The 25,066-nt window shown below is 45.9% G+C and carries 28 protein-coding genes and 3 tRNA genes; 7 read left to right on the forward strand and 24 right to left on the reverse strand.

Features of this window, described 5'->3' with window-relative positions; translation table 11 throughout:
• Nucleotides 1-550: 550 nt before the first annotated feature.
• Both pyrE and rph read right to left on the reverse strand, forming a co-directional pair.
• Complete coding sequence (gene pyrE / locus B8880_RS05835) at nt 551-1,192, reverse strand: orotate phosphoribosyltransferase (RefSeq protein WP_084256688.1); 642 nt, start codon at nt 1,190-1,192, stop codon at nt 551-553.
• A gap of 8 nt (nt 1,193-1,200) precedes the next feature.
• Entirely contained in the window at nt 1,201-1,920 is a 720-nt protein-coding gene (gene rph / locus B8880_RS05840; protein WP_084256689.1) for a ribonuclease PH, read from the reverse strand.
• A 131-nt stretch (nt 1,921-2,051) separates the two neighbouring features.
• Here rph and B8880_RS05845 point away from each other — a divergent pair, with 131 nt between their 5' ends.
• Complete coding sequence (locus B8880_RS05845) at nt 2,052-2,915, forward strand: YicC/YloC family endoribonuclease (protein WP_084256690.1); 864 nt, start codon at nt 2,052-2,054, stop codon at nt 2,913-2,915.
• Nucleotides 2,916-2,957: 42 nt separating this feature from the next.
• Here B8880_RS05845 and B8880_RS05850 read toward each other — a convergent pair whose 3' ends face one another.
• From B8880_RS05850 to epmB, 3 genes are all read right to left on the reverse strand, one after another.
• Nucleotides 2,958-3,362: an MliC family protein gene (locus tag B8880_RS05850; RefSeq protein ID WP_084256691.1), complete on the reverse strand. Its 405-nt coding sequence runs from the start codon at nt 3,360-3,362 to the stop codon at nt 2,958-2,960.
• A 74-nt stretch (nt 3,363-3,436) separates the two neighbouring features.
• Nucleotides 3,437-4,582 (reverse strand): LysM-like peptidoglycan-binding domain-containing protein, encoded by a 1,146-nt coding sequence (locus B8880_RS05855; protein WP_244165609.1) that lies wholly within the window; start codon nt 4,580-4,582, stop codon nt 3,437-3,439.
• A gap of 113 nt (nt 4,583-4,695) precedes the next feature.
• Nucleotides 4,696-5,709: an EF-P beta-lysylation protein EpmB gene (epmB, locus tag B8880_RS05860; protein ID WP_084256692.1), complete on the reverse strand. Its 1,014-nt coding sequence runs from the start codon at nt 5,707-5,709 to the stop codon at nt 4,696-4,698.
• Nucleotides 5,710-5,772: 63 nt separating this feature from the next.
• Between epmB and efp the strand changes: the two genes are divergently transcribed.
• Complete coding sequence (gene efp / locus B8880_RS05865; RefSeq protein ID WP_084256693.1) at nt 5,773-6,339, forward strand: elongation factor P; 567 nt, start codon at nt 5,773-5,775, stop codon at nt 6,337-6,339.
• Between the two features lie 45 nt (nt 6,340-6,384).
• Here efp and folA read toward each other — a convergent pair whose 3' ends face one another.
• Genes folA through B8880_RS05880 form a run of 3 tightly spaced genes read right to left on the reverse strand, consistent with a single transcriptional unit; the run spans nt 6,385 to nt 8,152 of the window.
• A complete protein-coding gene (folA, locus tag B8880_RS05870) occupies nt 6,385-6,870 on the reverse strand; it encodes a type 3 dihydrofolate reductase (RefSeq protein WP_084256694.1) in 486 nt (161 codons plus the stop codon).
• A 21-nt stretch (nt 6,871-6,891) separates the two neighbouring features.
• Nucleotides 6,892-7,359, reverse strand: coding sequence for a threonine/serine exporter family protein (locus B8880_RS05875; RefSeq protein WP_084256695.1), 468 nt, complete (start codon nt 7,357-7,359; stop codon nt 6,892-6,894).
• Nucleotide 7,360: 1 nt separating this feature from the next.
• Nucleotides 7,361-8,152, reverse strand: a complete 792-nt coding sequence (locus B8880_RS05880) for a threonine/serine exporter family protein (RefSeq protein ID WP_084256696.1) — start codon at nt 8,150-8,152, stop codon at nt 7,361-7,363.
• Between the two features lie 104 nt (nt 8,153-8,256).
• Between B8880_RS05880 and proB the strand changes: the two genes are divergently transcribed.
• Complete coding sequence (gene proB / locus B8880_RS05885; protein WP_084256697.1) at nt 8,257-9,405, forward strand: glutamate 5-kinase; 1,149 nt, start codon at nt 8,257-8,259, stop codon at nt 9,403-9,405.
• A 68-nt stretch (nt 9,406-9,473) separates the two neighbouring features.
• Entirely contained in the window at nt 9,474-10,736 is a 1,263-nt protein-coding gene (gene proA / locus B8880_RS05890) for a glutamate-5-semialdehyde dehydrogenase (RefSeq protein ID WP_084256698.1), read from the forward strand.
• 61 nt (nt 10,737-10,797) lie between these two features.
• On the opposite strand, the gene rhaM is transcribed toward proA, so the two are convergent.
• From rhaM to rhaB, 5 genes are all read right to left on the reverse strand, one after another.
• Nucleotides 10,798-11,112, reverse strand: a complete 315-nt coding sequence (gene rhaM, locus B8880_RS05895) for an L-rhamnose mutarotase (protein ID WP_084256699.1) — start codon at nt 11,110-11,112, stop codon at nt 10,798-10,800.
• Nucleotides 11,113-11,130: 18 nt separating this feature from the next.
• On the reverse strand, nt 11,131-12,165 hold the full coding sequence (rhaT, locus tag B8880_RS05900; protein WP_084256700.1) for an L-rhamnose/proton symporter RhaT: 1,035 nt from the start codon (nt 12,163-12,165) through the stop codon (nt 11,131-11,133).
• Between the two features lie 90 nt (nt 12,166-12,255).
• Nucleotides 12,256-13,074, reverse strand: a complete 819-nt coding sequence (rhaD, locus tag B8880_RS14580; protein ID WP_084256701.1) for a rhamnulose-1-phosphate aldolase — start codon at nt 13,072-13,074, stop codon at nt 12,256-12,258.
• A 15-nt stretch (nt 13,075-13,089) separates the two neighbouring features.
• Nucleotides 13,090-14,337 (reverse strand): L-rhamnose isomerase, encoded by a 1,248-nt coding sequence (locus B8880_RS14585; RefSeq protein ID WP_084256702.1) that lies wholly within the window; start codon nt 14,335-14,337, stop codon nt 13,090-13,092.
• A gap of 18 nt (nt 14,338-14,355) precedes the next feature.
• On the reverse strand, nt 14,356-15,813 hold the full coding sequence (gene rhaB / locus B8880_RS05915) for a rhamnulokinase (RefSeq protein ID WP_084256703.1): 1,458 nt from the start codon (nt 15,811-15,813) through the stop codon (nt 14,356-14,358).
• Nucleotides 15,814-16,049: 236 nt separating this feature from the next.
• On the opposite strand from rhaB, the gene rhaS reads away from it, so the two are divergent.
• Nucleotides 16,050-16,862: an HTH-type transcriptional activator RhaS gene (rhaS, locus tag B8880_RS05920; RefSeq protein WP_159460727.1), complete on the forward strand. Its 813-nt coding sequence runs from the start codon at nt 16,050-16,052 to the stop codon at nt 16,860-16,862.
• Nucleotides 16,863-16,913: 51 nt separating this feature from the next.
• On the opposite strand, the gene B8880_RS05925 is transcribed toward rhaS, so the two are convergent.
• Entirely contained in the window at nt 16,914-17,348 is a 435-nt protein-coding gene (locus B8880_RS05925; RefSeq protein WP_084256705.1) for a GNAT family N-acetyltransferase, read from the reverse strand.
• A 196-nt stretch (nt 17,349-17,544) separates the two neighbouring features.
• On the opposite strand from B8880_RS05925, the gene tpiA reads away from it, so the two are divergent.
• Nucleotides 17,545-18,312, forward strand: coding sequence for a triose-phosphate isomerase (gene tpiA, locus B8880_RS05930; protein WP_084256706.1), 768 nt, complete (start codon nt 17,545-17,547; stop codon nt 18,310-18,312).
• A 70-nt stretch (nt 18,313-18,382) separates the two neighbouring features.
• Here the strand turns inward: tpiA and B8880_RS05935 are convergent, their stop codons facing one another.
• The 8 genes from B8880_RS05935 to B8880_RS05970 all read right to left on the reverse strand — a co-directional run bounded on the left by B8880_RS05935 (nt 18,383) and on the right by B8880_RS05970 (nt 22,314).
• Nucleotides 18,383-18,862 (reverse strand): YchJ family protein, encoded by a 480-nt coding sequence (locus B8880_RS05935; RefSeq protein WP_084256707.1) that lies wholly within the window; start codon nt 18,860-18,862, stop codon nt 18,383-18,385.
• Between the two features lie 60 nt (nt 18,863-18,922).
• A tRNA-Arg gene (locus tag B8880_RS05940) sits at nt 18,923-18,999 on the reverse strand.
• 63 nt (nt 19,000-19,062) lie between these two features.
• Nucleotides 19,063-19,139: transfer RNA gene (locus B8880_RS05945), tRNA-Arg, on the reverse strand.
• Nucleotides 19,140-19,149: 10 nt separating this feature from the next.
• Nucleotides 19,150-19,239 (reverse strand) — tRNA-Ser (locus B8880_RS05950).
• A gap of 130 nt (nt 19,240-19,369) precedes the next feature.
• Nucleotides 19,370-21,388 carry a DNA helicase Rep gene (gene rep / locus B8880_RS05955; protein WP_084256708.1) on the reverse strand — a complete coding sequence of 673 codons (2,019 nt, stop codon included), beginning with the start codon at nt 21,386-21,388 and terminating at the stop codon, nt 19,370-19,372.
• Nucleotides 21,389-21,391: 3 nt separating this feature from the next.
• Nucleotides 21,392-21,604, reverse strand: a complete 213-nt coding sequence (locus B8880_RS05960; RefSeq protein ID WP_084256709.1) for a YceK/YidQ family lipoprotein — start codon at nt 21,602-21,604, stop codon at nt 21,392-21,394.
• 49 nt (nt 21,605-21,653) lie between these two features.
• Nucleotides 21,654-21,968, reverse strand: a complete 315-nt coding sequence (locus tag B8880_RS05965; protein WP_084256710.1) for a helix-turn-helix domain-containing protein — start codon at nt 21,966-21,968, stop codon at nt 21,654-21,656.
• A complete protein-coding gene (locus B8880_RS05970; RefSeq protein ID WP_084256711.1) occupies nt 21,958-22,314 on the reverse strand; it encodes a type II toxin-antitoxin system RelE/ParE family toxin in 357 nt (118 codons plus the stop codon). Before B8880_RS05970 ends, B8880_RS05965 begins: the two co-directional genes overlap by 11 nt.
• A gap of 210 nt (nt 22,315-22,524) precedes the next feature.
• Here B8880_RS05970 and B8880_RS05975 point away from each other — a divergent pair, with 210 nt between their 5' ends.
• Nucleotides 22,525-22,821 carry a hypothetical protein gene (locus tag B8880_RS05975; RefSeq protein WP_084256712.1) on the forward strand — a complete coding sequence of 99 codons (297 nt, stop codon included), beginning with the start codon at nt 22,525-22,527 and terminating at the stop codon, nt 22,819-22,821.
• Between the two features lie 42 nt (nt 22,822-22,863).
• Here the strand turns inward: B8880_RS05975 and B8880_RS05980 are convergent, their stop codons facing one another.
• Nucleotides 22,864-23,592 (reverse strand): nitroreductase family protein, encoded by a 729-nt coding sequence (locus B8880_RS05980; RefSeq protein WP_084256713.1) that lies wholly within the window; start codon nt 23,590-23,592, stop codon nt 22,864-22,866.
• Nucleotides 23,593-23,809: 217 nt separating this feature from the next.
• Nucleotides 23,810-24,973 (reverse strand): mandelate racemase/muconate lactonizing enzyme family protein, encoded by a 1,164-nt coding sequence (locus tag B8880_RS05985; protein WP_084256714.1) that lies wholly within the window; start codon nt 24,971-24,973, stop codon nt 23,810-23,812.
• Between the last annotated feature and the right edge of the window lie 93 nt (nt 24,974-25,066).

Below are 25,066 nucleotides of genomic sequence, written 5' to 3' on the forward strand. Positions count from 1 at the left end.
AACAAGAGCCCTTAGTAGTGATGCTAAGGGTTTTTTGCGTTTGGCGGATGGAAAAATAAGGAAAGGGCAAACAAGAAGAAAAGGAAAAGTCAAAGTACTGTTGATCGCCCTTTGATGTTGTTGCCGTTAATTTGATAATTCAAGCTCAAAAAAAACCGCACTTCAAACCCAGAAATAAAAGTGCGGTGAAAAAGGGGACGTTGAACGAGATTTCGTTTTCCGTCCCTGAGAAAAAGTTATGTTAATTCAGTTTGGCATACCGGATAGAAACGTTCTGATAAAGAGCGTTTGCAAGAGAAGGTTGCCATATATTGCTTTCCGAGAAATAAAAATTAAAAATAAATTACGCTTTATTTATATAATATCAAAACCAATTATTCAATGTTTTTCATAAGTATTGGCTAATGAATAGTTCTTATTGATATTTTAAATTCAATAAAATTGTAATTTTATTAAATAAATTTTAATTTTTGGAGTGAAATGAAAGAGAAAAAAGATTTGGATACTTTATCCAAATCTTAATCCGGTATTGAAAACATGAAAAGTGCGGTTAGACACCGTATTGTTGTTGGTATTGGCGCATCGCCGGTAGGTATTGTTGATATGCGGGATTGGTTGCCAAGAATTGCAATAAATCATGCAAGTTGATGATTGATAAAACTTGGCACTGGTAGTCGCGTTCAACCTCCTGAATGGCGGACAGCTCACCTTTCCCTCTTTCCTGTCGATTCAATGCGATCATAACCGCACTTAAACGGGCATGATTGGCGGCGATTAACTGCATTGACTCGCGAATTGCCGTGCCGGCGGTAATCACATCATCGACTAACAGCACATTGCCTTGTAACGGGCTGCCGATTAAATTGCCGCCTTCGCCGTGATCTTTGGCTTCTTTGCGGTTAAAACAGACCGGCTTGTCGCAGTCGAACAGATTGGCTAAGGCGATTGAAACGGTGGTTGCAATCGGAATGCCTTTATAAGCCGGACCGAATAGCACGTCATATTTGATTCCCGACGCTTGAATTGCCGCCGCATAAAACTCACCTAAGCGCGCCAGATCTTTGCCGGTGTTAAACAACCCGGCATTGAAAAAATAAGGACTTACACGGCCGGATTTTAAGGTGAATTCACCGAATTTCAAGACATTGCGGCTGAGGGCGAATTCAATAAATTGTTGTTTATAATCCTGCATAAATCACCTTAATTATCGTTTAAGGCCGCACGCTGCACGGCAAAAATCTGTGCGATTCCGCCCTGTGCCAACTCGAGTAACTGCAGCAGTTCTTGATGGCTGAACGGTTCGCCTTCCGCCGTGCCTTGCACTTCAATCATGCGCCCGTCCTCTGCCATGACCACATTCATATCGGTTTCGGCAGCGGAATCTTCCACATATTCCAAATCGCACACCGCCGTGCCGTCAACAATACCGACGGAAATTGCCGCCACCAAGCCTTTAATCGGATTGGTTTTTAAATCGCCATTGGCGAGTAAGGTGTTGACCGCATCAATCACTGCCACGCACGCACCGCTGATTGCCGCCGTGCGCGTGCCACCATCGGCTTGAATGACATCACAATCAACCGTGATTGTCCGCTCGCCAAGTGCGGTCAAATCGATCATGGCGCGCAATGAACGACCGATCAAGCGTTGAATTTCCAAGGTACGCCCGCCTTGCTTACCACGCGCGGCCTCCCGTTGCATTCTGACATTGGTCGAGCGCGGCAGCATACCGTATTCCGCCGTGATCCAACCTTGCCCTTGACCTTTTAAAAAACGCGGCACGTTGTTTTCCAAGCTGGCGTTACACAACACTTTGGTATCGCCAAACTCAACCAATACCGAGCCTTCGGCGTGTTTGGTGTAGTGACGGCTGATTTTTATCGGGCGGGTGGCTTGCAAAGGGCGGTCATTCGGACGCATTGGGATTCTCCATTTTTTATTCAGATAATTTATTTTCGTGCAGATTCTAACATGGAACCGCACTTTGCACACGACAGCATGCGTAAGAATCGGTAGAATAGCGGCGTTTAATCATCAAAATAGGAAAAAATATGATTTACAGTATGACCGCTTTCGCCCGTTTGGAGCTGAAGCAGGAGTGGGGCAATGCCGTATGGGAAATTCGTTCTGTCAACCAACGCTATCTGGAAAATTTTTTCCGCCTGCCGGAACAGTTTCGCGGCTTGGAAAATAATCTGCGTGAAAAAATCCGCCAACGGATTACGCGCGGAAAAGTGGAGTGCAATCTGCGTTTGGAATTGAAACAGCAGACCGCACTTGAGTTGCAATTGAATCAGTCGTTAGCGCAGCAGGTGCTGAAATCGCTCCAATGGCTGAAACAGCAAACCGGTGAAGGGGAGATCAATTTAACCGACGTATTGCGTTATCCGGGCGTGGTCGAAACGCCGGAGCAAGATCTGGAGCAAATTGCGCAAGATCTGCTAAACGGCTTTGATCAACTGCTTGATGATTTTATCGCCATGCGTGGGCGCGAAGGGCAGAAATTGCAAGAGATTATCCAACAACGCTTGCAGGCGATCAACGTTGAAGCGGACAAAGTGCGGTCGCAAATGCCGCAGATTTTGCAGTGGCAACGGGATAAATTGCAACAACGTTTTGACGAAATCCAATTGCAAGCCGATCCGCAACGGTTGGAGCAGGAAATGGTTTTATTAGCGCAACGGGTTGATGTGGCGGAAGAGCTGGATCGTCTGCAAATGCACGTTAAAGAAACCACGTCTATTCTGAAAAAAGGCGGCGCAGTCGGGCGTAAATTGGATTTTATGATGCAGGAACTGAACCGTGAATCCAACACCCTTGCCTCAAAATCAATCAATGCGGATATCACCAATTCGGCGGTGGAATTAAAAGTGTTGATTGAACAAATGCGCGAACAGATTCAGAATTTGGAATAAGTTGAGAAAGTGCGGTTATGCTGCTGAGGCATAACCGTAGAATTATTCTTTTACACAGCCACTCACAATCACTTCGCCCAAACTGTTGCTCAATACCGCACTTTCGGCTTTTTCCCACCAATTCCATTGGATATTGGCATAGCGTTTGCCGCTGTCGGAGACAACCGGTTGCAGATGTTGGCTGACGCCGTTCAACGTCAGTTGAATGGAAGGGTTTTTCGAGTGTTGCTTAATCGCCAACGCATTCAGCACAATGACTTTGATTTGCGTATCGTTTTCACAATGGTAAAGATATGCCTGATTGCTGCTCGGCAGCGTTTTGTTTGACGCTGTTGAGCCGGAAGTGCTTTGTTGTTGCGGCGCAGTCAGGCTGTTAATCGTGCTGGCGGACGTGTGGCAGGCGGTTAAGAAAATGATACCGGCGCCGAATAAAATGGTCTTGATCATGGAATAATCCTCATTGTGGCACGAAGAAATTCAAGTAAAAACGCCATTATCAGGAAGACAATGGCGTTTGATGATTATTTTTTATAGTTATAACTGCCGTCGCTGTTGCGGCTGAAGGTGCTGCCGTTTTGCAAGGTTAAGCGGCTGACCCGACCTTGTGAATTCAGTTGAATCGTCACTTTATCGCCCGGTTTGAAACTACTTAACGCTTTTTCACCGCCGTTGGCTTTGGTCATGGCGTTGACATCGGCAATGTTCAGGTTGTTGTTGCGGAACACCTGCATTAAGGTGACGCCTTGCGGAATCGTCAGGGTACGGCTGGAAGCCGGAGCGCTATCTGCGGCACTTTTGGCCGGAGCCGTTGTTTTCGGCTGGGTAGTGGTTCTTGTTTGCGCTGTTGTGGCGGCGGTCGTTCTGTTCGGTTCTGCTTTTCGGACAGGCTCTTTCACTGCCGTGCTACGTGTCGGTGCTGCTGTTGTTTGAGGTTGAGCCGTTGGTGTTGCTTGAGCGGCCTGTTGTGTTTGCTGCGCTTGTTGCTGCGCCAGTGTGGCTGCCGCCGCAGTATTGCTGACGGTTTCAGACAATGAAGCGCTGCTATTATCGCTTTGACTTGGTGCCGTAGCATTGATATTGCTGTCCGGCAGTAGGATATTTGTCTCCGAACCCGACTCGACAGGCTGGTTAACCATTTCTTCTTCCGATTGGTTTAACGGTTGGAACTCAATCGGTAACGAATTGGCATTTTGTGCCTGCAATGCATCGACGGTGGTGGTGGAACTTGGTTTCAACCAAAAGAAAATCAGCAGCACTAAAATTAGTGCCAGCAACGCAATAAACAGACGGCGGTGTTTAGCCGGCAAACGGTTGAGCAGTTCCCAAGTTTCCGGTTTTTTCAAGCGCTGGCTTAACGGCTCACGAGCGGTTGTTTCGCTGTTTTCATTCAGCTTTTCAACGCTGTCGTGTGTTGCGGCCTGTGCGGTATTTTCCGTGTCTGCGGGCGTTTGTGCAGATTGTTGTGGATTCGTCGGGTTCACGCTTTCCTCCTTGTGTTCACGTTTTGGCAACAGCCCTTTGGCTTTATCCAAAAATGAAGGTTTTTCTTCAATCGGTTTTTTGGGCGTAATTGGCTCCATATTGCTGAATTCGAATTTTAACTGGTTTTGTTTTTCGTTAGATGATGCGCCGGCATCGCCTGTTTTTGCCTGATTATCAGAAGTCACTTTACACCTCAAATGTAAAAATATGTTTTTATCAATAAAAATATCTGTCTATTCTAAAGGAATTAGACAAAATAAAAACCGTTTTTGCTGGAATTCAGTGCGAATTTTTTTGATTAAGGCGTTAACAGGGTTTTATTCGGCTCGCCGGCAATTTCGCGGGCTAATTTCGGCACCAGATAGCCGCTGCTGATTTTTTGCAGCTCGCGGTAAATTGCCAGCGCCTGTTGATCGTCAAGATAAAAATGGGCGGCACCTTGCACTTTGTCCAACACATGCAGATAGTACGGCAAAATACCGGCGGCAAACAGTTTATCGCTTAACTGTTTCAAGGTGGCGGCGCTATCGTTGACGCCTTTTAACAGCACTGATTGATTGAGCAATAACACATTTGCCGTGCGCAACGGTGCCAAATAATCCGCCAAAGTGCGGTCGATTTCATTCGGGTGATTGATGTGGGTGACTAACACCTTATGCAGGCGTGACTGTGCTAAACGTTGGCAAAGTGCGGTCGTAATCCGTTGCGGAATCACCACCGGCAAGCGGGTGTGGATACGCAGGGTTGTGACATGCGCAATCTGTTCAAGTGCGGTCAGCAGCCAGTCCAATTCATGATCTTTCGCCATCAACGGATCGCCGCCGGAAAAAATCACTTCTTCTATTTCCGTATGAGCGGCAATATAGTCAAGTGCGGTTTGCCAGTTCTGTTTATTGCCTTTGTTGTCTTGATACGGAAAATGGCGGCGGAAGCAGTAGCGGCAGTTCACCGCGCAACCGCCTTTTACCATTAACAGTACGCGGTTATGGTATTTATGCAGCAAATTCGGTACCGCACTTTGTTGCTCTTGCAGCGGATCACGGCTGAAGCCGTCCGCCTGAAAAAACTCCTGTTGCGACGACATCACTTGCAGGAAAAGCGGATCTTGCGGATTGCCTTTTTCCATTTTGTCGACAAACGATTGCGGCACGCGCAACGGGAATAAACGGCGCGCAAGGATATCGTTTTTAAACCGCTCTTTCGGCAGATTGAGCTGTTCCAGCAGTTTTTCCGGATCATTTATGGCGGTTGCGAGGTAATCTAGCCAGCTTAACGCTTCTCTAATCGGGGTGTTTTGGGTTATCATATGCAAGTTTTATTAAAAATTTTATGTGGTCTTGATTTCAGATCACTTTTTTCAAGTAATGAGGACATTATGGCAACCTATTCTACCAGTGATTTCAAACCGGGTCTTAAATTTATGCAAGACGGCGAACCTTGCGTGATCGTCGAAAACGAATTCGTGAAACCGGGCAAAGGACAAGCGTTCACCCGTACCCGTATCCGTAAATTGATCTCCGGCAAAGTGTTGGACGTGAACTTCAAATCCGGCACCAGCGTTGAAGCGGCGGACGTGATGGATACCAACCTGACCTTCTTGTATAAAGACGAAGATTTCTGGCATTTTATGAACAACGAAACCTTTGAGCAATTGTCAGCGGACGCCAAAGCGGTGGGCGACAACGACAAATGGTTGTTGGATCAAGCGGAATGTATCGTCACTTTATGGAACGGCGCGCCGATTTCCGTTACGCCACCGAATTTTGTTGAGTTGGAAATCGTCGATACCGATCCGGGTCTGAAAGGCGACACTGCCGGAACCGGCGGCAAACCGGCAACCTTAAGCACCGGCGCCGTGGTGAAAGTGCCATTGTTCGTACAAATTGGCGAAGTGATCCGTGTCGATACCCGTTCCGGCGAATACGTTTCACGCGTAAAATAATCTGTTGATTTAACATAGAAAACCGAGCAGATGCTCGGTTTTTTATTATCTTATTTTTTCTAACACCATAAAACGGCAGGCGTAGGCATTTTTCTCATCGGCAGGTACGATTTCTTCCTCAGCGATCTTCCATTGGTCTAAGTCAATTTCCGGAAAAAAAGTATCGCCCTCAAGTGCGGTTTGGATTTCGGTTAAATAGAGTTTATCGGCTAATGGCAAACTTTGTTTAAACAGTTCACCGCCGCCGATAATCATCACTTCTTCCGCCGCACGGCAGAACTCAAGTGCGGTTTGCAGGCTGTCCGCCCACTGTACCCCTTCATACACGAACGGCTGGCGCGACAGCACAATATTGCTGCGGTTCGGCAACGGGCGACCGATCGACTCAAACGTTTTGCGCCCCATAATCACCGGTTTGTTTAAGGTATTGCGTTTAAACCAAGCCAAATCGCGCGGCAAATGCCACGGCATTTGGTTATTTTTGCCAATAACGCGGTTTTGCGTGAACGCCACGATTAAGCTGATTTGCATAAACTTCCTTACTAAAAATGGCTAGATAACAGGCCGTTGGCGATAAAACAATAAGCCGGGCAATGCCAAACCGAATGCCAGCGCCCCAAGAATAAAACCGGATTTGACAAAATTATCAACGGCTTGTTGGAACAGGGCTTCAGAATAGCCGATATGGTGGATTTGCACAACGGCGATCATCGCTTTATAGGCGAATACGCCCGGAATCATCGGGATAATCGCCGCGACGGTGAACACTTTCGGGTGGGCGAGATAGCGCTGCGACAGATAGACGCCGATAAAGCCGATTAAGGCGGCGGCGAAAAAAGTGGCGAAAACCAACGGCATATCGACCGTAAGTAATAACAGCTTGCGAAAACCATGCCCCAACGCACCCAATAACGCACAATATTTCAGTGCGTTTTGCGGCACGTTGAACAATAACGCGAAACCGACCGCCGGAATGGCGGCGAAAAACATATCGTCCAGCAGGGTAAGTAGGAGATTCATCTTAACCTCCCCATTGCTGAATATTCAGCAAACTTAAGGCGAACACAATGCCGATACAGGCGCCGAAGGTCAGCACCGTCGCCAATGCCCAGCGCCCGATGCCCATATTGGTATAACCTTTCAGAATGTCGGACAAGGCGTTGATAAACGGAAAACCGGGCACCAACAGCAACACGCTGGAGGCAATCGCAATTTGCGAATCGTTACCGAGGTTAAAGCGCAGCGATAAGCCGGAAATGCAGGTCGCGACAAAGGCGGTGCAGGCAAACACAATTATCGGATTGTAGTGGCGTGCCGCCAATTCCTGCCGCACAAACATTGCCGCACACGCCGCCAAAAAGGTGATAAAGCAGATTAACGCATCGCCGCCGGCAAGGTGGGCGAACGAGGCGCAGGACAGCCCGACCATAAACAGCACATAATAACGGTTGTATTTGAACGGTTTAATCGCTTGCAGTTTTTTGCGCACGGTGTAGCTGTCATAAATTTTATGTTCGGCGGCAATCACAATATGCTGCACTTCGGTAACGACATGCATATTAATGCCGCGATCCTGATTGCGCCGTGCGGTGGTAATGCAATGCCCTTGATGTAAGGTGGTTAGCACCACCGCATTGGCGGTCAGCGCCACCTCGACGCTTTCCACTCCGAGCGCCTGCCCCAGACGGGAGGCGATTTGACTGACCAGCGTACTTTCCGCACCGTGTTGCAACAGTAAAAGTGCGGTATGCACGCACAGGCGGGTGATTTCCTGCTGTTCGGCATGGTCGAGATTTGAATGTCCAGACGCCATAATTTCTCCGTGTAGGGTGACGGTAAGCTGATTTAGTAAATGATTTTTCCGCCGATTAATGGTAACGTAACCCTCGTTTATCCATTTATTCTAGATCAATCATTATGCAAAAACATTCGCATTCTGCTACCGGAGAGAAAAAAATAGCGCGCGCTAAAACCATTGTATTGAAATTCGGCACTAGCGTTTTAACCCAAGGGTCGCCGAAACTGAACCGCCCGCATATGCTGAATATCGTGCGCCAATGTGCGTTGCTGCAACAACAGGGCTATCGGGTGGTGATCGTCACTTCCGGTGCGATGGCGGCGGGACGGAATTATTTGAACCATCCGCAGCTGCCGCCGACCATTGCCTCCAAGCAATTATTGGCGGCGGTGGGGCAGAGCCAATTAATTCAAACTTGGGAGCAACTGTTTGAAATTTATGGTATTTATATCGGGCAAATGCTGTTAACCCGTGCCGACTTGGAAGATCGCGAGCGCTTTTTAAACGCCAGAGATACCTTGAACGCACTGTTAGACAACAACATTATCCCGATTATCAACGAAAATGACGCGGTGGCGACCGCTGAAATCAAAGTGGGCGATAACGATAATTTATCGGCGCTGGTGGCGATTTTAGCGAATGCCGATCAGCTTTATCTGCTGACCGACCAACAGGGGCTGTTGGACAGCGATCCGCGTGCCAATCCGAAGGCGCAGCTGATTGCCGAAGTGGATAAAATTACCGATCATATCCGCTCGATTGCCGGTGGTAGCGTGTCCGGCTTGGGCACCGGCGGCATGAGCACCAAAATCACCGCCGCCGATATTGCCACCCGTTCCGGCATCGAAACCATCATCGCGGCGGGCGGACGCGATAATGTGATTGTCGATCTGGCGCACGGTGAAGCCATCGGCACTAAATTTACCGCACAATTATCGCCATTACAACGCCGCAAACAGTGGTTGTTTGCCGCGCCGTCAGCCGGCACTTTGGTGATCGATCAAGGGGCGCAAAGTGCGGTATTGGAAAAGCAACGTTCGTTGCTGCCTGCCGGAATCGTGCAAATCGAAGGGCGGTTCGCGCGCGGCGAAGTGGTACGCATTCGCACGCTGCAAGGAAAGGATATTGCGATTGGCGTGGCGTGTTACAACAGTGACGCACTGGCGCTGATCAAAGGCAAAAAATCGGCGGATATTGCCACGATTATTGGTTATGAGTATGGTTCAGTGGCGATCCACCGTGACGATATGGTGATTCTCTCGGTCTGAAATTTGTGGTAATGTCGTTGGAAAGGCTCGCTGAAGCCCGATGAGAATACAAAATAAAGGACAGAAAAATGACAACCGATTTAGTGGAAATGGGCAAACAAGCCAAGCAAGCGGCGTTTGAGTTGGCGCAATTATCCGGCGCGGAAAAAAATCAGGCGTTACAGGTAATTGCCGATCAGTTAGAAGTAAGAGTGGCGGAAATTTTGGCGGCGAATGCGCTGGATATTGCCGCCGCCGAAGCGCAAGGAATCAGCGCGGCGATTATCGATCGTCTGCTGCTCACGCCGGAGCGGTTAAAAGGGATTGCCGATGATGTGCGCCATGTGATTTCGCTTGCCGATCCGGTCGGGAAAGTGATTGACGGCGGCACGCTGGACAGCGGACTTTCGATTCAACGGCTGCGAGTGCCGTTGGGTGTGGTGGCGACCATTTATGAAGCGCGTCCGAATGTGACGATTGACGTTGCCTCGCTGTGTTTAAAAACCGGCAATGCGGTGATTTTGCGCGGCGGCAAAGAAACGCGCAATACCAATGAAGTGTTGTTACAAGTGGTGCAAGCTGCGCTGCAACAAGCCGGCTTGCCGGCAAGTGCGGTACAGGCGATTATCGATCCCGACCGCACTTTGGTTATGCAGCTGCTGAAACTGGATCGCTATGTGGATATGGTGATTCCGCGCGGCGGCGCAGGGCTGCACCAACTGTGCAAAGAGAATTCGACCATTCCCGTGATCGTTGGCGGCATCGGCATTTGCCATCTGTTTGTCGAACAAAGTGCGGATCGCACTCGCGCCTTGGCGTTAATCGACAACGCCAAAACCCAACGCCCAAGCGCCTGCAATTCTTTAGAAACCTTACTACTGCAACGCAGTATCGCCGCTGAATTTATACCGCACTTGGTACAATATTTGGCAAGTAAAAACGTCAACTATTTCGCCGACCAACAGGCGTTGCCGATATTGCAAAAGTGCGGTGCCAATGTTAGCGCGGTCAGCGATGACAGTTTGCGTAATGAAGCGTTGTGTAACAATATGAATGTGGTGATTATCGAGGATATTAATCAAGCGATTGCCCATATTCAAGAGTATGGCAGCCACCATTCCGACGGTATTTTGACCGAATCGCAAGCCTTGGCGCACCAGTTTGTCAAGCAAGTGGATTCGGCAACGGTGTATGTCAATGCCAGCACCCGTTTCACCGACGGCGCACAATTCGGCTTGGGCGCAGAGGTGGCGGTCAGCACGCAAAAACTACACGCCCGCGGCCCGATGGGCTTGGAAGCCCTAACCACTTATAAATGGGTGTGTTATGGGGATTATTTGAGCCGTAGCTAGTAAAAGATAATAAACCACCTCTTAACTTGAAGTGGTTTATTTTATATATAGTGCTGTTATCTTACTCCAGATAAAATACTTGCTCTAATTCTTGGGCTATAGGACTATTGTCCGGATTGGATGGCATGATGTCTTTCATAAAATCCCACCACTTTTGACAAGCTGTTGTTTGTGCTACCTGATCCCAACGTTCTTCTGACTCAATTTCGACATAACCGAACAATAAATTACGCTTTTTATCTAAGAATATTGAATAATTGTGAGCGCCGTGTTCCTTAAGTTCTTTGACTAACTCAGGGAAAATTTCATTATGACGTTTTTTATATTCTGCATAGCAATCGGGATTGACATGCATTAAGATACCTTTTCTTATCATTGTGTAATCCTTATGAACTTAGTTTGCCATACCTAAACCAACAATATTGGCGGCTAATACGATGATTAAACAGCCGATACAAAGTACACGCACTGGTTTAGTGCCCGTGTTCTTCCACTCTTTGAGGATTAACCCGACGATACCGCCGCATAGGACATAAAAACTCATATGTAACATCCAGCTCATAAAGCCGTAATCAGCAGGAATATTCGCATGTCCCCAAGCGTAAAAGAAAAATTGGAAGTACCACATAATTCCACCAAGAGCAGCAAATAATGCATTACTGATTAATAGGTTTTTAGTTACGCTCATATCTTTGCGGAAAGACAGTTCTGGTTTAATGATTAAACGAATAATACAATAACCAAGATTGATAATTGCGCCTCCTCCCATAATCACAACATAGCTTGGTAAAGCAACATAAAGTGGATCAACCCCCAGTTGAGCAGCAGATTCATGCATTGGCACTGCCGCTGCCATTGCAAATGACATACCTGCCGAGAAAATACCGCACATAATCGCTAAAATTAACCCCTTTTTTAAATTGAATTCTTCGGCTGCAATACCGCTAACGCGCTCTTTCAGCAATCCGGCATAGGAAACAACCCCAACCCCAATCAAAGCAACCAAAACGCCGATTAATGTCATTTTTCCACCGGTAGAGGCCAATAACTCTTCAAATCGCCCTTGTAAAATTGGAGTCATTAAGGTACCGAAAATTAGGGTGATACCGATAGCAATACCAATTCCCATCGACATGCCAAGATAACGCATCGTTAATCCGTAGCCGATATTGCCAATACCCCACATGGCACCGAATAGGAATACCGGGATTAATATATTGCTGCCAAATGAAGCATAGTAGGCGGAAAAATCAGGTAATAGCCAATAACTGATTCCCCAAGGCAGCAGTATCCAAGAAAATAGACCGGCGACTGCCCACATTGTTTCCCAAGACCAGTTTGTTACTTTTTTTAACGGTGCATAGAAGCAGGCTGCAGAGGTTGCACCAATAAAATGCCAAAATATACCTAAAAAAATTGAACTACCCATGTGGCTTCTCCTTTAAAAGATGAGATTTTTACACCGCACTTTTATGTGAGAACGAATTAAAAAGTGCGGTTAATTTTTCGAAAGATAGAACTACAAGACTCCGTCCATTGGTATTACGTCGAAACGTTCTGCCAATAGCTTGAACTCATCCTTGGTAATACCTTGTTTGCGCCCGCCCATAGCCATTACTTTGACTAAAATTTCTGCTGACTTTTCAGCCGTATCAATTAAGCCGAATGCTTCATCTAAAGTTGCGCCAGAGCCAAATACACCGTGGAATGCCCAGAGGACAAGTGAGTGAGATTTCATTTTTTCAGCAGTGGCATAACCGATTTCATCTTTCCCCGGTACGAGCCAAGGCAATATGCCTATTCCCTCGGGAAATACCACTAAACATTCGGTGCTCATTTGCCATAGTTCGTGAGTAAAGACTTTGCTATCTAATGGCAAAACATAAGTCAGTGCGATCAAATTTGTGGCATGGCAGTGCATAACAACGCGATCTTTACCGTCTGTTTTTTGCATTCTTACGATATGGGATTGTAAATGGGCTGCTAATTCGGAGGTTGCGACGCCTCCGTTGATTAATCCCCATTCAATGTAATAACCCTTACCCTGTTCATCTACCCGAACAACAGCAAGGTTATCGGCTGGATCTAAAATGATATTGCGGAAAAATTTACCCGAGCCGGTTACGATAAAATACTGTCCTGCCAATGCAGAGACATCTTGTGTTAATGCAATATGATGAGGTTTAGTATTAAATTCAGACAGGTAAGGTTCTACATCACTATCGAGTAAGCGTAAACTGACGTTACCACCGTTACGCTCATCCCAACCTTTTAGCCACATATCGTGAGTTGCCTTGATCATGCCTTGCACAAACCATGATGAAATAATATTTTGCATAGTTTTTTTCCTTTATTAACGTTGGTTCAATACGTTATTTTCATAACGATGAATATCCGCCAACCAACGGCTACCGACAGGTACGTTATGGCGTTCACAGTAAATATTCCAAACTGCCTGCCAAGGAAGTGACTTTTCTTCTTCTAATAGTGCTAAACGAGTGGTGAAATCACGTTTTTCTTCAGCTTGACGAAGAGCGGTAATCGGCTCTAATAAGGCTTTTAATAACGCTTTTTTCATATTTCTAGTACCGATAACCCAAGCGGCAATCCGATTAATCGAAGCGTCAAAGAAGTCCAATCCGATGTGAACACGGTTAAATAGTTTGTTGCGAATAATTTCATTGGCGATAGCTTGAGTTTCATCATCAAGCAGTACAACATGATCGCTATCCCAACGGACTGGGCGGCTAACATGGAGTAAAAGGTGTTCTACAAACGGCATAACGGCAGAAATTTTATCTGAAATGGTTTCCGTCGGATGATAGTGTCCCGCATCTAAGCAAAGTGCGGTTTTACGCGAAGTTGCATAAGCGACATAAAATTCATTCGAACCGACGGTATAGGACTCTAACCCAATACCAAACAGCTTGCTTTCAACTGCATCTAAATGATATTTAGGATCAATTTTTTCTTTGATAATTTCATCTAAAGATTCGACTAAACGTTGACGTGGGGCGGCTTTATCAATGACAAGATCCTTGCTGCCATCAGGAATCCAAATATTCATTACGGAAGCCGTACCTAATTCTTTACCAAAATATTCGGATATTTTTCGACTTGCTTTGCCATGTTCAATCCAAAAATTGCGAATATCTTTATCCGGGTGAGATAGTGTTGCTTCAGCACTTAACGGATGTGAGAAATAAGTTGGATTGAAATCTAAGCCCATTTGGTTTTGTTTTGCCCATTCCACCCAGTTTTTAAAATGTTCAGGCTTGACTTCATTCCGTTCAACTTTATATTCGGCTTCCAAATAGGAAGCGTGTAAATTTAAACGTTTTGCTCCCGGAATCAAGCTGATAGCTAAATCAAGATCAGCTCTTAATTCACCCGGTGTTCTTGCTTTACCCGGATAATTACCTGTCGCTTGAATCCCGCCGGTTAAATCTCCGCCGAGCTGTTCAAAACCGCCAACATCATCCCCTTGCCAGCAATGAATGGAAACCGGAAGTTGATCTAATAATGTCATTGCCGCTTCGGTATCAATGTCAAAGTCAGCAAATTGTTGTTTTGCAAGTTCATAGGCTTGTTGAGTGCTCATAATAACGTCCTCTTTTCGTTAATTTAGTTGGGAAAATTCTTGCCATTTGCGTTTTACGAAATCGGAATCAGCAAAGTGCGGTTGAAATTTAAAATGTTTTAATGGGAAGTTCTTGGTTACAATATTGCGGAATTCTTTTACGGTATGAATTTGATCTAATGCCATTAATTGGCAACCAATATTGCCTAGCACAGAGGCTTCAATCGGACCGGCAATAACATCTATACCGCAAATATCAGCACATAATTGGTTAAGAAATGCATTTTGACTTCCTCCGCCGACGATATGTAAATGCGATATAGGATGATGTTGTAATTTGGCAAGTTCTTCTGCTACTTGGCGATATAGCATGGCTAAGCTGTCAAAAATACAGCGCGCTAATTGCGCTGTTGTGGTAGGGATTGGTTGATTATGTAATTGGCAATATTGTTGGATGGCTTCAACCATTGAATTTGGGTTTAAGAAAACATCATTATTTGGATTAATTACACTGCGGAATGCTTGTTCTTGACTTGCTTGCTGCACTAATGCAGGAATATCGGTAATTTGGCGTTCGGTACATAAACGTTGGAACAACCATAATCCCATAATATTTTTTAAAATGCGGTAGTGACCATCAATTCCGCCTTCATTTGTAATATTTGCATTCATTGCATGGCTGTCATTACAAACTTGTTTACGATCAAGCCCCATTAATGACCAAGTGCCGGAACAAAGATAGGCACTATATTCATCAGATAATGGGCTGGCGATAACCGCACTTGCGGTATCATGGCTGGCAACGGACATAACTGATATGATTTGATTATTTTGTTGCCAATTACCAATTTTATGACCAGGGTGGCGAATTTGCCCGAACCAACTTATCGGAATATTTAAATAATCTAAAAGTTCGGTGTCCCAATTATCGGTATTGACATTTACTAGTTGTGTTGTGGTGGCATTGGTGTATTCACGATTAAGTACGCCGGTTAAACGGTAGTTCAAATAATCAGGTATCATGATAAAATCAGTGACATCCTCTAACCAATTTGGTTTATCGTTCATCATGGCTTTGAGTTGATAAAGCGTATTGAAGGTAAGGAATTGAATGCCTGTTTTTTGATAAATCTTTTCTTTACTCAAATCTTGTTGCACTTGCTGCATAATGCCTTCGGTTCGAGCATCTCTATAGGTATAACTATCACCTAGAATTTCGCCATGTTTATTGAGTAATACATAATCAACCCCCCAAGTATCGATGCCGACACTATGAAGCGTGATATTCTTCTCAAGAATTTTATTTAACCCCGTAATGATTTCGTGTTCTAAATAAAGTAAATCCCAACAATCATGTCTATTTCGATGATGAAGTTGATTTTTGAAACGATGAATTTCTTGCAGGCTGATTTGTTGGCTTTCCATTTGATAGGTAGCCAACATAACGCGACCGCTAGATGCGCCTAAATCAACTGCAGCAATATTCAAATTTGCCATATACCCCTCCTTCCTTTGTTAGATTTAGTCTAGATAAAGGTAGTCGGATGAACATTAATTTAGCTGCCGGTTTTAGAAAAATTTGGCAAAATATTCAAAGTGTATGTGCGAGAGATCACGAATTTGAAAAGTAGTCTTGGATAAGTTTGAAATCAGCTGGTGCATTGATTAGATATTGGCATAATTTATTGCAAGTGATTTTTTGAAATTTAAGTTTTTAAGGGGGAATAATGATAATGAAGTTATATGCAAAAGAATTTTTTCATCAAAGTTCTCAACCGCTTAGTATCGAGCCTAGAGCGCCACAAGATAATTTTCCTGAGCATACACATCATGATTTTGACGAGATTGTCCTAGTGACAAATGGTAAGGGGCGACATATCTTTAATGGTTACCCGCAAGAGTTGTATGCGGGTATGGTTTTATATGTAGAAGCGAAAGATCACCATTTATATGAAAATGTAAGTGGATTGCATTTAACTAATATCCTGTTTCGCTCGTTAGATAATTTTCATTTTATTCATAATATTAATCCATTATTAAAGACGATTAAACCTGAAAAGTCTAATTATCAAGTGATTAATAAAAAACAGTTAGTAAATCTATTGCCTTTGATTGATGTATTATCAGATTCATCAAAATATAATATTATCGAGCAAGAAAGTTATTTTTTCCAATTATTATCTTTATTACAACGCAATCAATTTAGTGATCATGGAATTGGCACCGTAATGGAGAAAGGCACACAGCTACTACATTATCTAGCTCACAATTTTAATGAACCGATAAACTGGGAACAACTTGCTGAACAATTTTCTTTGTCACTTCGTAGCTTACATCGGTATATTAAAGATCAAACAGGTGAGACACCACAAATTTACTTAAATAGATTACGTTTATCTTATGCCTATTATCAAATTCGCTATACTGATCAGGCGATCACTGATATTGCATATGACAGTGGTTTTAATGACAGCAGTTATTTCTCCACTTGTTTTAAGCAAGAGTTTAAATTGTGTCCGAGGAAATTAAGAGCGGTTAATTATTAATTATATTGCCAAAAAGCATATATTGAAGTGCTTTTATACCTTATGATATTTTTATAGTTTAACCTCAAACACCCCTTTATTCGGGTTGAGTTTAAAGCCTTGTTCATGCCAAAATTCGCGTTGGTTCGGCGCACTTTCCACCACCAATAAACTACTTTGGGTGAAACTGACAAACTCGCGGCTTTTGCGCAGTAATTCTTGTGTAATTGTTTGCTGTTGGCGGCTGTCGGAAACGAAAATATCGGTCAGTTGCCAATAACGTTGCAGGCGTAGCGAGGAGAGGCGGGGATAGAGTTGGACAAAGCCGACGGCTTGTTGTTGATCATTGACGGCAAGAAACAGAATACTTTCGCTGAAGCGGATGCGGTTTGCCAAAAAACTCAGCGCCCGTTCCGCATTTTCGCTCATTCCTTGTTGGCGGCGGTATTGTTCAAACAGCGGTAAAATCAACTCAAGGTTCCATAACTCGGCTTTAAAGATCCGCATAATTGCCTCTAAATTAATCAATTATTTTCGGAATTGTAGCGTTTTTATAAGCAATAATCATCTGTTGTTAAAGAAAAAACGCTAAAAAAGTAAAAAATGCAAAATTTTTTGGCGGATAAAAAGCAATTCAAAGCCAATTTTGCTATAGTGAAGGCACTTTTTTATTAATTAACCTTAAGTTTGCAAGGAGCAAAAAATGGCACGTCGTCCTTTAGTTATGGGTAACTGGAAATTAAACGGCAGCAAAGCAATGACCCGTGAATTGATCGCCGGTTTGAAAGCCGAATTAGCCGATGTGAAAGGCTGTGACGTTTCGATTGCGCCGCCGGTGATGTATCTGGCGGAAGCGGAAGCGGCATTGCAAGGCAGCAACATCGTGTTAGGTGCGCAGAACGTGGATACCAACGTTTCCGGCGCTTACACCGGCGATATTTCCACCGAGATGTTAAAAGATTTCGGTGCGAAATATATCATTATCGGCCACTCCGAGCGCCGTACTTATCACAAAGAAAGCGATGAATTTATTGCCAAAAAATTTGCGGCGTTGAAAGCGGCCGGTTTAATTCCGGTATTGTGTATCGGTGAAACCGAAGCGGAAAACGAAGCCGGTCAAACCGAAGCGGTGTGCGCGCGTCAAATTGATGCGGTACTGAACAGCTTAGGTGCGGAGGTGTTTAACGGTGCGGTAATCGCATATGAGCCGGTGTGGGCGATCGGTACCGGCAAATCGGCTACGCCTGCGCAAGCGCAAGCGGTACACAAATTTATCCGTGATCACATTGCCAAACAAGACCAAGCGGTTGCTGAGCAAGTGATTCTGCAATACGGCGGTTCGGTGAACGATGCCAATGCGGCGGAACTGTTTACCCAGCCGGATATCGACGGCGCACTGGTCGGCGGTGCTTCGCTGAAAGCGGCGGCGTTTGCGGTGATCGTGAAAGCGGCGGAAAAAGCGAAAAACTAAGTTAACCGCACTTTAGCCTAAAAAATAAAAACCGAATTCACTGGGATTCGGTTTTTTGTTGCCTGAATATTTAGAGAACAAATGGCGCACAGCATTGTTTAAATTTTTTACTTGAGCCGCATAGGCAGGGCTGTTTCATACTTGGATAGCGTTCTTGTGTCGGGTCAAGAAAATACCAACGTTGATTAATCCAAACAAAAGTGGAAAGCTCGTGATGTGCTTGTCGCCCTGCGGCGGTTTGATAAAACGCCTTGAATTCCACTTGCGCATGAATTTTGCCGATTTTCGGCTGGTGCTGCACAATCTCAAGCCCTGTCCATTGGGTTTGCTGCGCCCAGTGTAACATCGCCGCTTGATTCAAGTGCGGTTGTTGCGCCGGCACGGTGGTGGCAACCAAATACGCTATTTTTTGCAATACATAAGCCGCATAGCGTGAACGCATCAGTTGTTCGGCGGTTTGCGCAATGCTTGTTTCTTGATGTAATGGTTGACAGCAATCTTGATAGGATTGCGCGGATTGGCAAGGACAGGGTAAATCAGCACAAGTCATCAGAATAACATTATCAATAAACGGGAAATTTGCTGAAAAGCGAGAATTAAGAAGAAAAAATGGCGCATCCGAGAGGATTCGAACCTCTGACCGCTCGGTTCGTAGCCGAGTACTCTATCCAGCTGAGCTACGGATGCGTCGTTTGATATGTTAAACCTGTCATTTTTCCTTTGGCAAATTAACGAGAGTAAGCGTTAAAATGGCGCATCCGAGAGGATTCGAACCTCTGACCGCTCGGTTCGTAGCCGAGTACTCTATCCAGCTGAGCTACGGATGCGCAGAACAAATGGCGGTGAGAGAGGGATTCGAACCCTCGATACAGTTTCCCGTATACACCCTTAGCAGGGGTGCGCCTTCAGCCTCTCGGCCATCTCACCGCAATCGGTTTGAGCGCACATAATACGGTTTTCGGAAAATATGTCAATTGCTTTTTTAACCGAAACCGCACTTTTACCTTTTTTCGCATTCGTTTGCTTGATTTGCAAACAATTCTTGTCGAAAGTGCGGTCAGCTTTTGCGCTTTAACAGCGCTTTTAAATTGGAAACATGGCTGCTGGTTTTTTGCTCGATTTGCTGGCTGGTGAGCGGCGGTTTATCCCGCTCCCATTGCAGATCATCTTGCGGCAGTTCGAGTAAAAAGCGGCTGGCTTCGGGACGGATTAACTCGCCGTATTGCCGCCGTTCCTTGCATAACGAAAAAGTCAGCTCCTGCTGAGCACGGGTGATGCCGACATAGGCTAAGCGCCGCTCTTCTTCCACGTTGTCTTCGTCGATACTGGTCTGGTGCGGCAAAATCCCTTCTTCCATGCCGACCAGATAAACATACGGAAATTCCAAGCCTTTTGAGGCGTGCAGCGTCATCAGTTGCACCTGATCGCTGTCGTCATCGTCTTCGCCGCGTTCCAGCATATCGCGCAGGGTTAAGCGTGTTACCACCTGATTTAACGTCATGGCGTCGTTATATTCATCACCGCGCAACATACCGGCGACCCACTCGAACAGCGTGGCGACGTTTTTGCTTTGCATTTCCGCCTGTGCCGGGCTGGCGGCGTGTTCAAACAGGTATTCCTGATATTGCAAGGCGGATAACATCTCGCGCACCGCACTTTCCGGCTCGCTGCGCAGCGCTTGATCGTTCAGCTCGACAATCCAACGGGCGAAATTTTGCAACGCTTGATAAGCGCGCGGTGTCAGGCGTTGAATCAGTTCAAATTCGAAAACGGCGGCGAACAGGCTGATCTGTTTCTCTTGCGCCAGTTGTCCCAATTTTTCTAAGGTTGCGGTGCCGATTTCGCGTTTCGGGGTGTTCACAATGCGCAGAAATGCCGCATCGTCATCTTGATTCACCACCAAGCGCAGATACGCCATCATGTCCTTGATTTCCGCCCGTGAAAAAAATGACGTGCCGCCGGAAATTTTATACGGAATGCGATTCTGCATCAGCATTTTTTCCAGCAAACGCGATTGGTGGTTGCCACGATACAAAATGGCATAATCTTTATATTGGGTTTTGCGGATAAAACGGTGCGCCACCAGCTCGGCAACAATCCGTTCCGCTTCGTGTTCTTCGTTTTTCGCTTCGATTACCTGTAGTTTTTCGCCGTTATCCAAGGTGGAAAACAGTTTTTTATCAAACACATGATCGTTGTTATCGATCAAAATATTGGCGGCGTGCAAAATACGTTGGGTCGAGCGGTAATTTTGTTCTAATTTAATCACTTCCAACTGCGGGAAATCGTCACGCAGGCGGATCATATTTTGCGGACGCGCGCCACGCCACGAGTAGATCGACTGATCGTCATCGCCGACCACGGTAAAACGCGCCTGTTCGCCGACCAGCAGTTTGATCAGCTCATATTGGCTGGTGTTGGTGTCTTGGTATTCGTCCACCAACAGATAGCGGATTTTCTCCTGCCAGCGCAGACGAACGTCGGGATATTGTTGAAACAGCAAGGTCGGCAGCATAATCAAATCATCAAAATCGAGTGCATTGTAAGCACGGATTTGAGTGTGATATTGCTCGTAGCACAACGCAAATAAAATCTCTTTTTGCCCGTCGGCAATGCCTTTGGCACGTTCCGGCAGAATCAGATCGTTTTTCCAGTTGGAAATGGTATGCAGCAATTCGTTCAACAGATCTTTATCGCCCTTTAAATACGGTTCGGTCAGCTCTTTCAGCAGCGCCAGTTGGTCGTGTTGATCGAACAGGGTGATGTTGGCTTTATAGCCCAAAGTGCGGTATTCGCGTTTGATAATATCGAAGCCGAGCGTATGAAAAGTGGAAACCGTCAAGCCTTTACTGGCTTGTTTGCCGATCGAGTGCGCCACCCGCTCTTTCATTTCACGGGCGGCTTTGTTGGTGAAAGTTACCGCCGCGATCTGTTTCGGCAGATAACCGCACTTTGCAATCAGATGGGCGATTTTGTTGATAATCACCCGAGTTTTGCCCGAACCGGCGCCGGCAAGCACTAAGCAAGGCCCGTTGACATATTCGACGGCGTTTTGTTGTTGCGGATTGAGTTTCATCGGTTAATCCTGCGCAAGGGCATAAGGCAAAAGTGCGGTATCCAAAATAAACGACAGCGGCAGATCCAAAATCGGCAAGCCCCAACTTTTCGCCATTTCATAATCGTATTTCACGCCGGCATAGGCGCTATAGGGCTGGCTAGGATTGATCAAAGCCACAATCGTGCCGCAGCCGCCGAGAGACAGACAAAATAGTAGTAAAATCAGTTTATACATAGCGGTTTATCTTTGTTCAAAAACGGTATTATAAAGCAAAGTGGCTTTTTTAGCGTATTGAAAGATGCGCAGAGCGGTTGGTTTTTGCCAACATCATTAATAAACTGTCGAGGGTAAATTTTCCGATTTTCCGATTGACCATATCTGAAATCCTAGGGCGGCTGACGCCTAAAATTGCAGCGGCTTCAGCTTGTTTTAATTGATTTTCCCGAATCCAGTCGTCCATTGCCTCAACAAGCAGCAGTTTCATTTCGATAATAGCCCGACTATGCGCTTTTAAGGTTGCCGCTTCACCGGCGGAAAAGCCGAGATCAAGAAAAATATTGCCGTTGGCAGGGGTAATATGGCTAATTTTAGTGTCCATTTTCTATCTCCAGTAGAGCGTGATAACGTTTTTTAATTATATTGAGATCTTGTGGGCTCGTTTTTTGTGTTTTTTTCTGAAATACATGTAAAACGTAAATCCGTTCAGCGAATTTAGCGACATAAATTAATCGAAATGCGCCATGATTATCACGTTGTCGAATTTCAATGATGCCATGACCAAGATTTGACATTGGTTTGTAATCTCTAGGACTTAATCCTTGTTGCACAAGATCCAAATCGTGACCTAGCTCTGCTTTTATGCTATTGGGAAAGCGCCTTAACGTGTCTAATGTTGTTCCCAGCCAGGCAATATCTTTCCGTCCATTTCGCTTTTTGTATAAAATTTTATACCTTTATTCACTCAATACGCAAGTCAGTAAAGATTATTTATGGCTTCAAATAAAGTATTGGGCTGAAAAAGTGCGGTTTAGCTTCCATAAATGGACTTTAAAGCGGTTAAAACATGAAAGCAGATTCGGCGAGATAAGTACTTAAGCATTACTTAATTTCTTTCTGGTTTAATGTAGGCTAAGTTAATCGGAAAGGAGATAAAAATGAAAAATATTCAATCTTGGCTGCAAAACGGTAAGCAAAAAATGGCGGCGATGTGGCAGGCGCAGGTCGAGAAATTGCAAAAGAGCGGTCTTGCGGCAAAATTGCTTGGCGTGACGGGATTGGCGCTGACAATGGTGTTGCTGTTTACTTTTGGCGCGGTAGTATTTGTGTTGTCGGGATTGTTGCTGTTGATTGCCGCCGTGCAGCTGTTATTGGGTAAACAACCGGAGTTGGTGCCGAATGAGGTGATTATTGAGACCACGGCGGTGGAAAAGGAGCTCTACAAGTCGCCTTAATCAGCAACGGATTGGCTAAACCGCACTAAAGTGCGGTATGACTTAAATCTGACGATAAACCTGTGTAAACGGCAGGCGGAAGCGATCGCCCCAGATGCCTCTGTTTCCGTCACGGATACCGCAGACTACGATCATATTGATTTCGGCGCCGCGTGGTAATTTGAGGATCCGCTTGACCATGCGGCTGTCGAGCCCTTCCAACGGACAAGTGTCGTAGCCTTGTTCCGCCATAGCCAGCATAAAGGTTTGTGCGGCGAGGGCGCAGCTTTTGTGGGTGACGATGCGCAAATCGGCTTCGGATACGTTGGTGGTAATCGGGCGGAACAGTCCGATAGTGTGCGCGATCAGTTTGTGTAGGATACCCAACAGCCCGAAACCGCGCGCATACAGAAACGGCATCAGTTTTGCATAATAGCGTTCCAATTTTTGCAAGCGGCCGGCTTGGTTTTCCGGCGGCGTGTAGCGTTTTAGGTTGTCACGGTTGAATGCCAAGACGGTTTGCGCACGCTCGCGGTATAAATCCTGGCGAGTGGCGAACACCACCATTTGTTGCGCGCTGGTGGCGGCGTTCTGGCTGAGGCAGGCTTCGGCAAGTTGCGTAAGTGCGGTTTTGTCGGTGATGTGATAAAACTCATACAGTTGCATATTCGAGCTGCTCGGCGCCAGTTGTGCCAATTGCAGACAGTAGCGCACTTTTTCAGTGTCGAGTGCTTTATCGGCGGCATAATGGCGCACCGCGCGGCGGTGGTTCAGCATTTCGTGCAGTTGCATGACGTTTCCTCAGCAGATGATTAAGCGGACAAACCTGCGGCTATCTTACACGGCTTTGTTCTTTTCGGCTATCGTCGGTTGCGCAGACGGCCACCGCACTTTTAGCGTTGGCTGGCGGAGGCGAGGGCAGAGCGGGAGTATAAACGCTGATTCGGCAAAAAGGCTTCGGAAAAACCGAAGCCTGTCTGTTTTGCGTTGCAGCTGCGCTTTATTCCGCTTATTCCGCCAATTCCCGCATCACCTTAATCAAATCCGCTTTGCCTTCGAAACCGATGCCCGGTAATTCCGGCATGACGATATGCCCGTCTTCCACTTGGACGGAATCAGGGAAACCGCCGTAAGGCTGGAACAGATCCGGATAGCTTTCGTTTCCGCCCAATCCCAGACCGGCGGCGATATTCAATGACATTTGGTGTCCGCCGTGCGGAATGCAGCGTGACGGCGACCAACCGGCTTGTTTGACCACCTCTAACGTTCTGAGATATTCAACCAAGCCATAGGAAAGAGCGCAGTCGAATTGCAGATAATCACGATCCGGACGCATGCCGCCGTAACGTAACAAATTGCGTGCTTCATGATGTGAAAATAAATTCTCTCCGGTCGCCATCGTGCCGGGATAAAATTCAGCCAGCGCCGCTTGCAAAGCATAATCCAGTGGATCACCGGCTTCTTCATACCAAAACAACGGATATTCACGCAACATTTTGGCGTAAGCAATTGCGGTTTCCAAATCAAAGCGGCCATTGGCGTCAACAGCCAATTGGGCTTCATCACCGATTTCTTGCAATACCGCTTCAACACGGCGTTGATCCTCTTCCAAAGACGCACCGCCGATTTTCATTTTCACCACATTGTAGCCGCGGTTGAGATAGCCGCGCATTTCCTGGCGTAAGGCTTTCAAATCTTTCCCCGGATAGTAATAACCGCCTGCCGCATACACAAATACGCGCGGATTGGCTTGGATCCCTTCTCGTTCCGCCAATAAATGAAAGAGCGGTTTTTGCGCGATTTTTGCGACCACATCCCAAATAGCCATGTCCAACGTGCCGACTGCGACAGAACGCTCTCCGTGTCCTCCCGGTTTTTCATTCGTCATCATCACATTCCAGATACGGTGCGGATCGAGATTATCACCGTTATCATTCAGCAGGCTTTGCGGATCTGCTTGCAGAATCCGATTGCGAAAACGGTCGCGAATCAATCCGCCTTGCCCATAGCGACCGTTTGAATTGAAACCGTAGCCGACAACACGGCGGCCGTCGATCACCACATCGGTCACCACCGCCACTAAGCTGCTGGTCATTTGGCTGAAATCAATATAAGCATTCCGAATCGGAGAAGAGATCGGTTTGGTTACTTCGAGAATATCTACAATACGCATATTGCCTCCGTTTATTTCAATGATGTCATTTAAGAATCTAATGCATAATTTGCATAAAAAACGTTTGGCAGCGAGACAAGGTTGGATTTTATC

It is taken from the genome of Pasteurella testudinis DSM 23072 (assembly GCF_900176075.1).
GTDB lineage: Bacteria > Pseudomonadota > Gammaproteobacteria > Enterobacterales > Pasteurellaceae > Chelonobacter > Chelonobacter testudinis.

Coding starts and splice junctions, on each gene's coding strand:
- pyrE (WP_084256688.1), bottom strand. CDS start 1,192: ATGCAGGATTATAAACAACAATTTATTGAATTCGCCCTCAGCCGCAAT.
- rph (WP_084256689.1), bottom strand. CDS start 1,920: ATGCGTCCGAATGACCGCCCTTTGCAAGCCACCCGCCCGATAAAAATC.
- B8880_RS05845 (WP_084256690.1), top strand. CDS start 2,052: ATGATTTACAGTATGACCGCTTTCGCCCGTTTGGAGCTGAAGCAGGAG.
- B8880_RS05850 (WP_084256691.1), bottom strand. CDS start 3,362: ATGATCAAGACCATTTTATTCGGCGCCGGTATCATTTTCTTAACCGCC.
- efp (WP_084256693.1), top strand. CDS start 5,773: ATGGCAACCTATTCTACCAGTGATTTCAAACCGGGTCTTAAATTTATG.
- folA (WP_084256694.1), bottom strand. CDS start 6,870: ATGCAAATCAGCTTAATCGTGGCGTTCACGCAAAACCGCGTTATTGGC.
- B8880_RS05875 (WP_084256695.1), bottom strand. CDS start 7,359: ATGAATCTCCTACTTACCCTGCTGGACGATATGTTTTTCGCCGCCATT.
- B8880_RS05880 (WP_084256696.1), bottom strand. CDS start 8,152: ATGGCGTCTGGACATTCAAATCTCGACCATGCCGAACAGCAGGAAATC.
- proB (WP_084256697.1), top strand. CDS start 8,257: ATGCAAAAACATTCGCATTCTGCTACCGGAGAGAAAAAAATAGCGCGC.
- proA (WP_084256698.1), top strand. CDS start 9,474: ATGACAACCGATTTAGTGGAAATGGGCAAACAAGCCAAGCAAGCGGCG.
- rhaM (WP_084256699.1), bottom strand. CDS start 11,112: ATGATAAGAAAAGGTATCTTAATGCATGTCAATCCCGATTGCTATGCA.
- rhaT (WP_084256700.1), bottom strand. CDS start 12,165: ATGGGTAGTTCAATTTTTTTAGGTATATTTTGGCATTTTATTGGTGCA.
- rhaD (WP_084256701.1), bottom strand. CDS start 13,074: ATGCAAAATATTATTTCATCATGGTTTGTGCAAGGCATGATCAAGGCA.
- B8880_RS14585 (WP_084256702.1), bottom strand. CDS start 14,337: ATGAGCACTCAACAAGCCTATGAACTTGCAAAACAACAATTTGCTGAC.
- rhaB (WP_084256703.1), bottom strand. CDS start 15,813: ATGGCAAATTTGAATATTGCTGCAGTTGATTTAGGCGCATCTAGCGGT.
- rhaS (WP_159460727.1), top strand. CDS start 16,050: ATGAAGTTATATGCAAAAGAATTTTTTCATCAAAGTTCTCAACCGCTT.
- B8880_RS05925 (WP_084256705.1), bottom strand. CDS start 17,348: ATGCGGATCTTTAAAGCCGAGTTATGGAACCTTGAGTTGATTTTACCG.
- tpiA (WP_084256706.1), top strand. CDS start 17,545: ATGGCACGTCGTCCTTTAGTTATGGGTAACTGGAAATTAAACGGCAGC.
- B8880_RS05935 (WP_084256707.1), bottom strand. CDS start 18,862: ATGACTTGTGCTGATTTACCCTGTCCTTGCCAATCCGCGCAATCCTAT.
- rep (WP_084256708.1), bottom strand. CDS start 21,388: ATGAAACTCAATCCGCAACAACAAAACGCCGTCGAATATGTCAACGGG.
- B8880_RS05960 (WP_084256709.1), bottom strand. CDS start 21,604: ATGTATAAACTGATTTTACTACTATTTTGTCTGTCTCTCGGCGGCTGC.
- B8880_RS05965 (WP_084256710.1), bottom strand. CDS start 21,968: ATGGACACTAAAATTAGCCATATTACCCCTGCCAACGGCAATATTTTT.
- B8880_RS05975 (WP_084256712.1), top strand. CDS start 22,525: ATGAAAAATATTCAATCTTGGCTGCAAAACGGTAAGCAAAAAATGGCG.
- B8880_RS05980 (WP_084256713.1), bottom strand. CDS start 23,592: ATGCAACTGCACGAAATGCTGAACCACCGCCGCGCGGTGCGCCATTAT.
- B8880_RS05985 (WP_084256714.1), bottom strand. CDS start 24,973: ATGCGTATTGTAGATATTCTCGAAGTAACCAAACCGATCTCTTCTCCG.